This window comes from Rhodobacter sp. 4.3.4, from assembly GCF_058724655.1.
The window spans coordinates 1,151,822-1,164,817 of sequence record NZ_CM178967.1; the positions used below are offsets into that span (position 1 = coordinate 1,151,822).

11 protein-coding genes are annotated in these 12,996 nt (G+C 67.9%); all 11 read left to right on the forward strand.

Annotated features, from left to right (window positions below):
* Window positions 1–231 precede the first annotated feature (231 nt).
* The 11 genes from AC4PTB_RS05535 (at window position 232) to AC4PTB_RS05585 (ending at window position 12,929) form a co-directional block, all read left to right on the forward strand.
* Window positions 232–1,152, forward strand: coding sequence for a manganese-dependent inorganic pyrophosphatase (locus AC4PTB_RS05535; protein ID WP_492192074.1), 921 nt, complete (start codon window positions 232–234; stop codon window positions 1,150–1,152).
* Window positions 1,153–1,631: 479 nt separating this feature from the next.
* Complete coding sequence (locus AC4PTB_RS05540; RefSeq protein WP_492192075.1) at window positions 1,632–3,569, forward strand: methyl-accepting chemotaxis protein; 1,938 nt, start codon at window positions 1,632–1,634, stop codon at window positions 3,567–3,569.
* A gap of 12 nt (window positions 3,570–3,581) precedes the next feature.
* Entirely contained in the window at window positions 3,582–5,213 is a 1,632-nt protein-coding gene (locus AC4PTB_RS05545; protein ID WP_492192076.1) for a chemotaxis protein CheW, read from the forward strand.
* An 11-nt stretch (window positions 5,214–5,224) separates the two neighbouring features.
* The gene (cheB, locus tag AC4PTB_RS05550; RefSeq protein WP_492192077.1) at window positions 5,225–6,298 is read left to right on the forward strand and encodes a chemotaxis-specific protein-glutamate methyltransferase CheB; all 1,074 of its coding nucleotides are present in this window, start codon (window positions 5,225–5,227) and stop codon (window positions 6,296–6,298) included.
* Between the two features lie 2 nt (window positions 6,299–6,300).
* On the forward strand, window positions 6,301–6,903 hold the full coding sequence (locus AC4PTB_RS05555) for a hypothetical protein (RefSeq protein WP_492192078.1): 603 nt from the start codon (window positions 6,301–6,303) through the stop codon (window positions 6,901–6,903).
* Window positions 6,900–7,775, forward strand: coding sequence for a CheR family methyltransferase (locus tag AC4PTB_RS05560; RefSeq protein ID WP_492192079.1), 876 nt, complete (start codon window positions 6,900–6,902; stop codon window positions 7,773–7,775). Before AC4PTB_RS05555 ends, AC4PTB_RS05560 begins: the two co-directional genes overlap by 4 nt.
* Before the next feature lie 12 nt (window positions 7,776–7,787).
* A complete protein-coding gene (locus AC4PTB_RS05565) occupies window positions 7,788–8,243 on the forward strand; it encodes a response regulator (RefSeq protein WP_492192080.1) in 456 nt (151 codons plus the stop codon).
* A complete protein-coding gene (locus AC4PTB_RS05570) occupies window positions 8,240–10,522 on the forward strand; it encodes a chemotaxis protein CheA (protein WP_492192081.1) in 2,283 nt (760 codons plus the stop codon). Before AC4PTB_RS05565 ends, AC4PTB_RS05570 begins: the two co-directional genes overlap by 4 nt.
* On the forward strand, window positions 10,522–10,827 hold the full coding sequence (locus AC4PTB_RS05575) for a hypothetical protein (protein WP_492192082.1): 306 nt from the start codon (window positions 10,522–10,524) through the stop codon (window positions 10,825–10,827). The genes AC4PTB_RS05570 and AC4PTB_RS05575 overlap by 1 nt, the downstream gene beginning before the upstream one ends.
* A complete protein-coding gene (locus AC4PTB_RS05580; RefSeq protein WP_492192083.1) occupies window positions 10,824–11,195 on the forward strand; it encodes a response regulator in 372 nt (123 codons plus the stop codon). Before AC4PTB_RS05575 ends, AC4PTB_RS05580 begins: the two co-directional genes overlap by 4 nt.
* 36 nt (window positions 11,196–11,231) lie before the next feature.
* Window positions 11,232–12,929, forward strand: a complete 1,698-nt coding sequence (locus AC4PTB_RS05585) for a hypothetical protein (RefSeq protein ID WP_492192084.1) — start codon at window positions 11,232–11,234, stop codon at window positions 12,927–12,929.
* Window positions 12,930–12,996 lie beyond the last annotated feature (67 nt).

Here is a 12,996-nt window from a genome sequence, read left to right on the forward strand (position 1 = left end):
CACTCCCTAAGGTTCCAGGTTCATGCTTTCAGCACTCACGGGTGGCGAGTGCTAACGGCAGGGGAGTTAGTCATCGCCCCCCCGGCCTGTCAACACCCGGGGTCGGAAAAATTTTCGGGCCCGTCATTGCACCCGCGATGCTGCGGGCGCGAAAGGGCGGGGCAAGAGGTGACAAGCGGGGGGCAAGGCCCTATAAGGCGCCCAAATCCCCCTTCAACATCCGAGGAACGCATGACCACCAAGGTTTTCGGCCACAAATCCCCCGACACCGACTCGACCGGCTCGCCGATCATCTGGGCCTGGTACATGACCGAGGTGCTGGGCCAGCCCGCGAAACCGGTGCTGTTGGGCGAGCCCAACACCGAAGCCGCTTTCGTGCTGAAGCACTGGGATCTGCCGAAACCCGAGATCATCGCGGGCGTCGAAGCCGGTGAAAAGGTGGTCATCGTCGACACCAACAACCCGGCCGAGCTGCCCGAGGGCATCAACAAGGCCGATATCACCGCCATCATCGACCACCACAAGCTGGTCGGCGGTCTGGAAACCAAGGGGCCGATCGACATCACCATCCGTCCGCTGGCTTGCACCGCCACGATCATGTTCGACCTGATGGGCGAGGCGGTGGCCAAGGCGCCGCGTGGCATCAAGGGCGCGATGCTCTCGTGCATCCTGTCGGACACGCTCGAGTTCCGCAGCCCCACCACCACCGCGCATGACAAGGAAGTTTGTGAGAAGCTGGCCGCCGATCTGGGCGTCGATATCGGCGAGCTGGCCACCGCGATGTTCGAGGCGAAATCCGACGTGTCGGAGTTCTCGGATGCGGAGCTGCTGCGCATGGATTCGAAAGAATACACCGTCGACGGCAAGGAGCTGCGCGTCTCGGTGCTGGAAACCACCGCGCCGAAGCTGATCCTCGACCGCAAGGACAGCCTGATGGCCGCGATGGTCGATGTGGCGAAAGAAGACGGCGCCGATCAGGTGCTTTTGTTCGTCGTCGACATCCTGAAGGAAGAGGCGACGCTGCTGGTGCCGAACGATTTCGTCAAGCGCATCGCCGAGGCCAGCTTCCCCTGCACCGTGACCGGCGACACCGTGGTTCTGCCGGGCATCATGAGCCGCAAGAAACAGATCATCCCGGCGCTGAAGGTCTGATCGGACCTGCACCTCGGGCACAAGGATCTATCGCGGGGGGCTTCGGCCCCCCGTCGCATTTTCGCGCCGTCTCTCCGGGTTGCAGCCGCGGCTGACCGAGACCGCCCGGAGGCCGGGCCGGGCGCTTTTCGCCGCGCTGCAAGACCCGCGAGGGCTGCCGCCAGGTATCATCGCGACGATCGGGGAAGTTGCTGGCGGGGGGCGATTCGATCCCCGGCCCCTTGCGGGGGAGTCGCGCGGCAGGCCTTGTTGACAAAGGATTTTTCTGCAGGCGCGGCACATTGTCCGGACGCGACGCCCGAATCGATCCTGCGAACGGTCTGTTAACACGAATCCCCTATCACCTTCTCCCCAGAGGCCGACACGCCTCCTTCGGATCGTTTGCGCCTTCGGCCTTTGCCGTAGACCCCGAGGGCGACCCTTTGCCTCCGTCTACCCACGTCAACATCCGGGCAATCCGGTATCCGAAGGCAGATTTCATGGCACTGGTCAAACGCACCCAGATTTCCGCTCAGGCAGCTCCCAAGGCGGCCGCCCCCAAAGACGAGCCCGCGCCCAAGGCCCGCGGCGCGGCGCCGGTCGACGCGCAGCGCCGGCAGGCCCGCACCTTCGCGCGCCAGCAGGCGGCGGCGGAGCAGATCGCCTCGGCGACCACCGAACTGGCGACCGGCGTGGCCGAGGCCACCTCGGCCAGCGAAGAACTCAAACGCGCGATGGAGGAAATCGCCGCCGGGGCCGAAGAGGCTTCGAGCGCGGCCGGGGTCTCGCTGCGGGCGGTGCGGGAAATTGCGGCGATTCTGGTCACCTCGCGCGAGGCGGCGGTGATTTCGGTCGACAAGACCGAGGCGCTGCAACAGCTTGTCGGCACCACGCGCGAGCAGATCGTGAATTCCATCGCCGCCATCGCGCGCGCGGCCGCGCGTCAGGAAAATTCGGTCAAGATCGCGCATGAGCTGGAAAATCAGGCCTCGACCATCGGCGAGATCGTCAAGGCCGTGGCGCGGATCGCCGATCAGACGAACCTGCTGGCGCTGAATGCCGCGATCGAGGCGGCGCGGGCTGGCGAGCATGGCAAGGGCTTTGCCGTCGTCGCTGACCAGGTGCGCACGCTGGCCGAAACCTCGGAAAAATCCGCCCGCGACATCCAGGATCTGATCGGCAAGATCCAGGAAGAGGTGCAGGTGATCGCCGAGGGGATCAAGCAATCGGCCGACACCGCCCGCGCCGAGGTGGAGCGCGGCGAAGGGGTCAATCAGCAGCTGGCGCGGGTGCGCGACGACATGGCGACGATCGTCGAGGGCGGTCGGGACATCGCCGCGCAGGCACGCGAATCCGAAGCCGCCGCGGGCGAGGCGCAGCGCGGCGCCGAGGATATCTCCAATTCCTCGAACAGCCAGGCGGCGGCCTGCGAGGAAATCCTCTCGACGCTCGATCAGCAAAACGTCGCGCTTTCGGAGAGCGAGGCCTCGTCGGCGGTGCTCTCGGAAATCGCCGACGAGCTGAAAAACAGTTCCGATGTCCGCAAGAGCGCCGAGGAAGTGGCGGCGGCGGCGGAAGAACTGTCTTCGGCGATCGAGGAAATCAACCGCGCCGCGGCGCAGATCCTGACGGCGATCGACCAGATCGCGGCGGGGGCGAATACCCAGGCCGCGGCGACGACCCAGGCGGCGGCGGCGGCGGCGCAGATCCAGGCCGGGGCGGAAAACTCGCGCCTCCGGGCCGAGCAGGCGCTGGAACGGGGCGAGGCGATTTCCGATCTGCTGGCGCAATCGCGTGCGGCGGTGGACGAGCTGGTCTCGGGGGTGCAGAAATCGGTCGAGGCGAACGGGCTCCTGCGGGAGCAGGTTGTCGCGCTGGCGCAGGTCTCGGGGCGGATCGACAAGATCGTCGATGCGATTTCCACCGTCGGCATTCAGACCAACATGCTGGCGGTGAACGGCTCGATCGAGGCGGCGCGGGCGGGCGAATTCGGCAAGGGCTTTGCGGTGGTGTCGACCGACATTCGCAACCTGGCCGAAGAAAGCAGCGAAAATGCCTCGCGGATCAAGGATATGGTCAAGATGATCCAGGAACAGATCGGCGTCGTGCGGGTCGATCTGGATGAAATCTCGGCTGCTGCGCTGATCGAGGTGGACAAGAACCGCGCGATGACCGCCGATCTGGCCCGGGTCACCGCGGATATGGCGCAGGTGCTTGAGGGCAACCGCACCATCGCCAGCGAGGCTGAGGCGATGATCGCGCGCGTCACCGATGTGCAGACCGGGATCAACCAGATCGCCGCGGCCGCCGGGCAGGCCAATCAGAACTCGGCCCGTGCGGCGGCGGCGGCCAAGCAGCAGGCGCAGGGCGCGGAGGAGCTGGCGATGGCGGTCGAATCGATCGCCTCGCTCGCCGATGAACTGCAAACCGGGCTCTGAGGCGGACAGGTCATGACCGACAGCATCGATGCGGGCGGCGATCCGGCCGCCCCCCCCGCCGCCGCTCCGAAACCGGGACGGTCCGCGAAGGCGAAAAAGCCTGCCGCCGATGTCGGGGTGAAACCCGATGCCGAAGCGGCACCGCCCTCGGGCGCTCCCTCTGCCGGGGCCGCGCGGCAATTCGTGATCTTTTCGATTGCGGGCGAGAGCTTCGCCGTTGCTCTGGCTGCGGTGCGCGAAATCATTCGCGTTCCGGCCATCGTCAAGCTGCCGCTGGCGCCCGCCGCGCTTGAGGGGCTGGCCAATCTGCGCGGCTCGGTGCTGCCGGTGGTCAACACGCGGCGTCTTTTCGGCCTGGCCGAACGCGCCCATGACGATGCGACCCGCGTCGTCATTCTGGACGGCGCCCGGCCGGTGGGGATCGTCGTCGATGACGTGGCCAATGTCGTCAGCGTCGAGGCCGACCGCATCGAGATGGCCGGGGCGATCACCACCACGGTGCGCTCGGATCTGCTGGAGGGCGTGATCAAGGCCGAGGGCGAGCGCGGCATGGTCATGGTGCTGGATGCGCTGGCGATGATCGCGCGCGAATTCGACAGCTTCGAGGCGCGCGGCCCCGAAACGGCGCTGCGGATGCAGGCGGTTGCGCAGACCGCCGCCGAAAGCGGTCATGACGATCAGATGCAGCTCGTGTCCTTTGATGTGGCGGGGCAGGAATACGGGCTGGAAATTACCTGCGTGCAGGAAATCGTCCAGGTGCCGGAGCGCATCACCCGGGTGCCCAAGGCCGCCGCCGCGGTTCTGGGCGTGATGAACCTGCGCGACCGGCTGTTGCCGGTGCTGTCGATGCGCGCGCTGTTCGGCATGGAACCGGCGCCTTTGGCCGATCACAACCGCGTCGTCGTCGTCTCGCTGGACGGCGGACAGACTTCGGTGGGTCTGGTGATGGACCGGGTGCGCGAGGTGCTGCGGGTGCCGCGCAGCCTGATCGACCCGATGCCGCCGCTGCTGGCCGCCGATGCGCAGCTGCGCGACATCACCGCCGTGTGCCGGCTCGACGAGGGCCGCCGCATCGTTTCGGTGCTCTCGGCCGATCAGATCTTCGATGACGGCGCGCTGCGGGGCAGCCTGGCCGCGCTGACCGAACAGGGGCAAAGCATGGACAGCAGCGAAACGGTGTCGGATAGTTCCGACGAGGAACAATTCGTGGTGTTCCGGCTGATGAACGAAGAATACGGCGTCGCCATCGCCGCCGTTCAGGAAATCCTGCGTCTGCCCGAAACCATCGCTCGGGTGCCGCGCAGCCCCGATTTCATCGAGGGGGTGATCAACCTGCGTGGCGCGGTGATCCCGCTGGTCGATCAGCGCAGCCGCTTCGGCCTGCCGGTGCAGGAGCGCAACGACCGGCAACGGGTGATGGTCTTCACCATCCGCGGCGTGCAGACCGGCTTCATCGTCGACAGCGTCTCCGAGGTGATGCGGATCGCCCGCGCCCAGATCGAAGACGCGCCGGAGCTGGCGCTGGAACAGGCGCAGATGATCCGTCGTGTCGCCAATCTGGCAGAGCGGCAACGGATGATCCTGCTTTTGGAAAGTGATCGCCTGCTGGACGGGGCCGAACTCGACGCGCTTGACGCGGCCTGATCGGACAGCCCATGCCCAAGGTTCTGGTGATCGACGATTCCGCGCTGATGCGCAAACGGCTCTCGCAGATGCTGGAGGCGCGCAAATGGCAGGTGAGCACCGCCCGCAACGGGGCGCAGGCGCTGGACATGGTCGAGGCCTGCGCACCCGATGTGATCACGCTCGACATCAACATGCCCGAGATGGACGGGCTGACCTTCCTTGGGCATCTGATGCATCGTCGGCCGACGCCGGTGGTCATGGTGTCCTCGCTCACCGAGGCGGGGGCGCTGGCCACTTTCGAGGCGTTGCAGCTGGGCGCGGTCGATTACGTCCACAAGCCCGATGGCACGGTCTCGCTGGATCTGCACCGGGTCGAGGAGGAAATCTGCGCCAAGGTGGCGGCGGCGGCCCGGGCGCGGCTTTTGCGGCCGGGGGCGGTGCGCCGCCCGGCTCCGGCTGCCCGGCCGCAACGGCCCGCGCCCGCAGCCGGATCTGCGCCCGGGCAAACGCCCGAAAAACTGGTGCTTGTTGGCGCCTCGACCGGCGGGCCGCGGGCGCTGGAAGAGCTCATCTCGGCGCTGCCGGGCGATTTTCCGGCCCCGATCCTGATCTGTCAGCACATGCCCGCGGCCTTCACCGGCCCCTTTGCGGCGCGGCTTGACCAGATCGCGGCGCTTCGGGTGCAGGAGGTCACCAGCCCGACGACGCTTGCCCCGGGCACGGTCTATATCGGCCGGGGCGATGCCGATGTCGTACTGATGCGGCGCGCGGGCAATTTGATGGCGACCTCGGTGCCCTCGGACGGGCGGCCCTGGCATCCCTCGATCGGGCGGCTTGTCGAAACCGCGCTGGCGCATATGCCGGCGGAGCGGCTGGTGGGCGTGATGCTGACCGGCATGGGCGATGACGGCACGCCCGAAATGACCAAACTGCGCCGTGCCGGCGGGCGCACCGTCGCGCAGGACGAGGAAACCTCGGTCGTCTTCGGCATGCCGGCCGCGCTGATCGCGGCGGGGGGCGCTGAAACCGTGCTGCCATTGGCGCGCATCCCGGCGCGGATCGGCGTCTGGCTGAACCGCGCCCAGATCAGAAGGGGGGCCTGAGCATGGGTCTTGTCCGGGCGGAAAACCGCAGCCGCGATGCCGCGGCGGCTTCTGGCTGCGAAACCGCGGCGCAGGCGCTGCGGCGCGAGGCGCAGGCGCTGGGGCAGACCCCCGGCGCGGAGGCCGAGCTGGGTCTGCGGCTGCGGACCGAGCAGGACCCCTTTGTCCGCGAAGCGCTTGCGGGCGCCCTGGTCCGGCAGGGCAGTCTTGCCGCCGCCGAGGTTCTTGTCGCGCAGCTGCGCGCCGAGGATGCGGCGCTGCGCAATCTGGCCTTGGCCGCGCTTGTGGCGATGCCCGGCCCCGCCGCCGCGCTGCTGGAGGGGATGCTGGGCGATCCCGACCCCGGGATGCGCCTGTTCGGGGTGCTGCTGGCGGGGGATCTGCCGCTGGGCGGGATCGAAATGACCCTGTTCGCCCGGCTGCAGGAGGAGACCGATGCCAATGTCTGCGCCACGCTGATCGAGGTGTTGCAGGGCCTGGGCCAGTCCTTGCCCGCGCAGATCCTGACCACCACGGCGCAGCGCTTTCGCTCCGATGGCCTGGTGCAGTTCCTGCTGGCGGAGATGCCGACGCTGGGCGACGGTTTTTCGGCGGCCCGGTCATGAGCCCGCATGGCCCGCTGCCCAACGGCCCGCTGCCCGTCACCTCCGAGGAGATGCAGGCCCTGCAGGAGTTCTTCTATCGCAAGACCGGGATCCGGCTCGATGCGAAGCGGCGCAGCTTCACCGATCGGCGCCTGGCCGAGCGCATGCGCCTGACCGGCTCGCGCAGCTTCCGCGACTATTTCATGCTCGTGCGCTTTCAGCCCGGCGAAGAGGAATTGCAGCACCTGATCAACGAGATGACGGTGAACGAGACCTATTTCCTGCGCGAGGATTACCAGTTCGACTGTCTTGTCCGCAACATGCTGGACGAGCTGGTGCGGGACCGTGCGCCGGGCGACCGGCTGCGGATCTGGTCGATCCCCTGTTCGACGGGCGAGGAACCCTATTCGCTGGCGATCTCGATTCTGGAAAACTGGCCGAAGGCCGATGCCTATGACATCGAGATTCTGGCCTCGGATGTCGACAGCCGGGTGCTGGCCAAGGCCCGCGAGGGGCTTTACGAGGAGCGCGCCCTGCATCGGGTGCCGCAAGCCCTGCGCAGCCGCTATTTCCATGCCGTCGCGGGCGGCAAATGGCAGGTGATCGACGAGCTGCGCCAGTCGATCGACTTTTCGCTGATCAATGTCGTCGATCCGGCACAGATGGCGCGGCTGCGGCAGATCGACGTGATCTTCTGCCGCAACCTGCTGATCTATTTCGACGAAACCTCGCGTCGGCAGGTCGCCGAGGCGTTCTTCGACTGTCTGCGCCCGGGCGGTTTCATCTGCCTTGGCCATTCCGAAAGCATGTCGCGGATCTCGCCGCTGTTCTGCCCGCGCAAGTTCCCCGATGCGCTCGTGCATCAAAAACCCTTGTCCGTCCCGTCGCTCTGAGGTCGCGCCGCCATGTCGAACCCGCAAGGCAAAATCGCCACGCTGCCCCCGCCGCCGCCGCGCGTGCTTCTGATCGACGACGCCTTCACCCTGCGCCGCTATTGCCACAGCCTGCTGGCCGCCGAGGGGTTCGAACTGCACGAGGCGATCAACGGGCTCGAGGCGATGGAAGTGGCGCTGCAACGGCCGTTCGACCTGTTCTTCGTCGATATCAACATGCGGATGATGGACGGGCTGAGCTTTTTGCGCGCGGCCCGTGCCACGCCGGATCTGGCCGGGGTGCCCGCGGTGATCGTCAGTTCCGCGAAGGCCGAGGCCGAGCAGGCCCGGGCCTTCGCCGCCGGGGCGAATTTCTTCCTGACCAAGCCGATCGACCCCGCGCTTTACGTCGCGGTGGCGCGCCGCCTGTGCGGCCTTTCCCCGCGCCCGCGCGTCGCAGGCGACCGCCTTGCCGGGAGGGCCGCATGAGCCAGCAGCCCGATCTTGACCTGTTGCGCGACGGCTTCGTGCCGGAGATGCGCGATCTTGTGGAAACCGCCGCCGAGGCGCTGTTGCAGCTTGAAGCCCATCCCGCCGATGCGGTGGCGGTCAACGATCTGTTTCGCGTCGTGCATACGATCAAGGGCACGGCGGGGATGTTCGATCTGCCGATCCTGGTCGAGCTGGTGCATGCGGCCGAGGATCTTCTGGGCGCGGTGCGCGAGGGGCGGGTCGGGCTCAATCCCGAAATCGTCGATGACCTGCTGGGCTGTTTCGACACGCTTTCGGGCTGGGTCGAGGCGATCGACACCGCGGGCAGGCTGCCCGAGGGCGCGGCCGATTTCGCCCGCATCCGGTCGCGGCGCTATCGCGACTGGCTGGGCCATGCCGATCCGGCCCCGGAGACGGAAGGCGTGACCGCAGCGCAGCCGCAAGACCCCGGTGCCCCGCCCTCCGATGCCTTGCCCGCCTGGCTCGATCTGCCGCTGCGGGCGCAGATCGCGGCGGTGATCGCCGAGGCGGCGCCCGAGACCCGTTTCACCCTGATCCGCTACAGCCCGCGGGCCGATTGCTTCTTTTCCGGGGAGGACCCGGCCTATCTGATGGCGCAGGTGCCGGGGCGGCTGTGGTTCCGCGTCGGACCCTCAGGCGCCTGGGCGGCGCCCGATGTCTTCGACCCCTATCACTGTCAGCTGCGTTTCGAGCTGCTCAGCGCCGCGCCGCGCGCCGAGATCGACCATCTGTTGCGCTATGTCGTGGCGGAGACCGAGGTGATCGGGATCGACCGGGCGCAGATATTCGACGGGCCTTTCGATCCGGTCTCCGCGGCGCTGCTGGCGACGCAATTTCAGCTGGCGCAGGCGCCCGATGCGGCGGTGGCGGCGATTGCGACGGCGATCCAGGCGGTGTTTCGCAGCGCCGGTCTTGTCGTCGCGCCCGAGACCCTGCGGCTGGCGGTGCAGGCCGCCGCGCAGGAGGGATCGGATCTGCCCCTGCGGCGGCTGCGCGCGGCGGTGACGGGAGAGCCCTGCGCGGCGCCGGAGGCGGCGGAATTGGCCGCGGCGCCGGTCGCGGGGGCGCCCGTGGCCGAGGCCGGGTCAGGCGCGGACCGGGCGTTGAGGATCGAACCGGCGAAGATCGACGGCCTTGTCGATCTGGTGGGCGAGCTGGTGGTGGCGAAGAATGCCTTGCCCTTTCTGGCCGATCGGGCGGAAAACCACTTCGGCAATCGCGAGATGGCGCGCGAGATCAAGACCAGTTTCGCCGTGCTCGACCGGATCGCGCAGGAACTGCAAACCGCGGTCATGGGCATCCGCATGCTGCCGGTCGCGGTGGTGTTCAAGCGTTTCCCGCGCCTTGTGCGCGACATCAGCCGCAAGCTGGGCAAGACCGTCGATCTGCAGATCGAGGGCGAGACCACCGAGGCCGACAAGGGCGTGATCGAGGCGCTGGCCGATCCGCTGCTGCACCTGCTGCGCAACAGTCTGGATCACGGCATCGAAAGCGCCGAGGAGCGCCGCGCGGCGGGCAAGCCCGAGGCGGCGCGGCTTTTGCTGCGCGCCGCGCAGGAAGGGGACAAGGTCGTCTTGCGGATCGAAGACGACGGCCGGGGCATCGACCCGGCGAAGATCCGCGCCTCGGCACTGCGCAAGGGTTTGATTTCTGCGGAAACCGCGGCGGGGCTGTCGGATGCGGAGGCGGTCAATCTGATCTTCCTGCCCGGGTTTTCGACGGCCGAGACGGTCTCGGACCTGTCGGGGCGCGGCGTCGGCATGGATGCGGTGCGCCACGCGATCGAGGCTTTGGGGGGCACGGTGCGGCTGTCTTCGGTCGTCGGGCTGGGCACCACGGTCGATCTGCAATTGCCGCTGACGCTGGCGATCTCGAAGGTGATGGCGGTCGGGATCGGCGGCCAGCTTTACGGCATCCCGATGGCGCTGACGGCGGAAACCGTGCGCATTCCGCAGGCGGAGATCCGCAATCTGAAGGGGCGCGAGCTGGTGCATCTGCGCGGCGCGCTGGTGCCGATCGTGCGGCTGCGCGAGCGCTTCCTGCTGCCCGCGCGGCCCGCCCCGGAAGAGGCGGTGCTGGTGGTGCGGATCGACGGCGCCCCGATCGGCCTTGTGGTCGATGAATTCGTGGCGGGCATGGATGTGATCATGAAGCCGATGGCCGGCATCCTGAACGGCGTTCCGGGCTATGCGGGAACCGCCGTGCTGGGCGATGGCCGGGTGCTTTTGGTGCTCAATGTCAAGGAGTTCCTGTGATGCCGATCATTTATGACGCGGCGCAGGCGCGCTTCGAGGGCGCTGCAACCGTCGAGGAGGCGCTGGATTTCGCGCTTTGGCTGAGTGCCACCGAGGCGGCGCAGGTCGATCTTGGCGCGGCAGGGCCGATCCACAGCGCGGTGCTGCAATGTCTTCTGGCGGCGCGGCCGCGGCTGATCCGTCCGCCGCCGGAGGCGTTTATGGCCGCCTGCCTTGCGGATCTGCCGCAGGCAGGCCCGGTCGCGGCCCCGACCGCCGCCCCGATCGAAAAGATGTCTGACAAAAACAAAACGAGGAAAACATGAAGACCATCCTGCTTGTCGATGACAGCCCGACCATGCTGATGAGCATGGAAACCACCCTGACCCGCGCCGGTTATGGCGTGCTCAAGGCTTCGAGCGGCGAGGCCGCCCTGCAGGGGCTGGCGGCGGGGAACCGGCCCAATCTGATGATCACCGATCTGCATATGGGCGGGATGAACGGGCTCGATCTGATCCGCGAAGTGCGCAAGTCTCCGGCGGGCCGGTTCATGCCGATCCTGATGCTGACCACCGAATCCGCGCAATCGCGCAAGGACGAGGCGAAGGCCGCAGGCGCCACCGGCTGGATCGTCAAGCCGGTCGAGCCCGAGGCGCTTTTGGGCGTCGTGCGGCAGATCCTGCCGAGCGCCTGAACCCGGTTTCGCAGTTCCGTCAGGCAAGGGAAGACCATGGTCACGGGCTTTCATCCCCCCCGCAGTCAGGCTCTGGCCTGCGCCGAAGTCGTGCGCGGGGTTCGTGTCGAGACCGAGCGGAAGTTCCTGCGCGCGGGCATGGCGCTGACCTCGGTCTGTGCCTGTTTCGATGCGCTGGAACATCCGATCCGGGACATTGCGGCCTTCGCCTCCTCTGACGGGGCGACGGAGCTGACCGAGACGATCCGTCAAAACGAGGCGGCGCTGCGCGGGCTGCTGGCCAATTTCGAACGCAGCCGCCTGCCGCTGGAGCAGATCTGCCGGGATGTCCGGGCGATGCAGGGCGTTGCCGCGCGTCTGTCGGGGGTGATCCGGACGATGACGATCGTGGCGCTGAATGCCCGGGTCGCCGTGGCGCAGATCGCCGAGACGACGGGCTCGATGGCGGTGTTTTCGCGCGACGCGCCGGAGCTGGTGCGCACTGCGACGCTGCGGGTTGCCGAGGTCGACGAGGCGCTGGCGGCGCTCTCGCACATGGTCGCCTCGGCGCAGGAGCGGTCTTCGGGGCTTGGCGGGCTTTTTGCCGAACATGCGACGACGGCGGCGCAGGACATCCTGTCCGGCATCGCCCGGCTGGATACGCATATGTCCGCGCTGATGACGCGCGGCGGCAAGCTGGGCCAGAACGCGCAGGCGATCCGCGATGCGGTGTCGAAAGCGCTTGTGGCGCTGCAGTCGGGGGATGCGATGCGCCAGGGCCTCGAACATGTCGAGATCGTCTTCGAGGCCGCCGAAGATCCCCGGGTGGGCGAGGGGCTGCGGCTGGCCCTTGCGGATCTGGCCGGGGAACAGGCCGCCGCGGCGATCGCGCGGCACATGCCGCATCTGCAGCAGATGGAACGTCAGCTTGCCGCCGCCAATGCCCGGACGCAGGGGTTCCTGCACGAGGTGGAAGACCTGTTCCTGCCCGGGCGCTCCGGGCTTACGGATCTGCTGGCCGCCTATGCCCGGATCGGCACCATCCTTGCCGAGGGGGCCGGGCTGCAACGGGCGCTGGGCGAGGAGGCGCGGGCGCTGTCAGGCTCGGTCGACAGGGTGCAGGACATCGTCCACGAGATCGGGGCGATCGAAATGCGCATCAATCTGATCGGCATCAATGCGGTGATCGCCTGTGCCGGGCTGGGTCTGGACGGGCTGCCGCTGAAGGTGATCGCGCATCAGCTGCGCGAGCTGGTCGAGCAAAGCAGTGGCCGTGTGCGCGATCTGACCGCCAATCTCGGGCAGATCCGGTCGTCCTCGGCGCAGATCGCGGATCTGTTCGACCGCCAGTCGACGGATATGCAGGCCATTCGCGACGAGCTGGAAACGAAAGTCGCCTCCGGGCTGGCGGCGCTGCGCCGGTCGCTTGCCGCCGCGCAGACGGCGATTTCGGACAACAACCGGCTGCTGGCGGAAAACCTGACCGACGGGCTGCGGGCGATGTCGGATCATCGCGACGAGATCGGCCGGATGGGTGCGCAGCTGCAAGCCACGGCGCCGCAAGGGCCGCCAAGCCAGCCGCTGTGCCTGAGTTCCGGCGAAAGCGCGCTTCTGGCCGATATCCGCGCGCGGCTCTCGATCGAGGCCGAGCGAACCGTCCATGACGCCTGGCTGGTCCGGATCGGACAGCAGGACGCCCGGCAGACCGCGGCTCCGCCGGCCCGCGCGGCGGGCGCGGATATCGTGCTGTTCTGACCGGGGGGCTTGTCCGGGTGCCGCCCGACGCGGCAGCGCGGCACGGGGCGGCTTCGGCCACGACCTG

Coding starts and splice junctions, on each gene's coding strand:
- AC4PTB_RS05580 (WP_492192083.1), top strand. CDS start 10,824: ATGAAGACCATCCTGCTTGTCGATGACAGCCCGACCATGCTGATGAGC.
- AC4PTB_RS05575 (WP_492192082.1), top strand. CDS start 10,522: ATGCCGATCATTTATGACGCGGCGCAGGCGCGCTTCGAGGGCGCTGCA.
- AC4PTB_RS05545 (WP_492192076.1), top strand. CDS start 3,582: ATGACCGACAGCATCGATGCGGGCGGCGATCCGGCCGCCCCCCCCGCC.
- AC4PTB_RS05565 (WP_492192080.1), top strand. CDS start 7,788: ATGTCGAACCCGCAAGGCAAAATCGCCACGCTGCCCCCGCCGCCGCCG.
- AC4PTB_RS05570 (WP_492192081.1), top strand. CDS start 8,240: ATGAGCCAGCAGCCCGATCTTGACCTGTTGCGCGACGGCTTCGTGCCG.
- AC4PTB_RS05585 (WP_492192084.1), top strand. CDS start 11,232: ATGGTCACGGGCTTTCATCCCCCCCGCAGTCAGGCTCTGGCCTGCGCC.
- AC4PTB_RS05535 (WP_492192074.1), top strand. CDS start 232: ATGACCACCAAGGTTTTCGGCCACAAATCCCCCGACACCGACTCGACC.
- AC4PTB_RS05560 (WP_492192079.1), top strand. CDS start 6,900: ATGAGCCCGCATGGCCCGCTGCCCAACGGCCCGCTGCCCGTCACCTCC.
- AC4PTB_RS05540 (WP_492192075.1), top strand. CDS start 1,632: ATGGCACTGGTCAAACGCACCCAGATTTCCGCTCAGGCAGCTCCCAAG.
- cheB (WP_492192077.1), top strand. CDS start 5,225: ATGCCCAAGGTTCTGGTGATCGACGATTCCGCGCTGATGCGCAAACGG.
- AC4PTB_RS05555 (WP_492192078.1), top strand. CDS start 6,301: ATGGGTCTTGTCCGGGCGGAAAACCGCAGCCGCGATGCCGCGGCGGCT.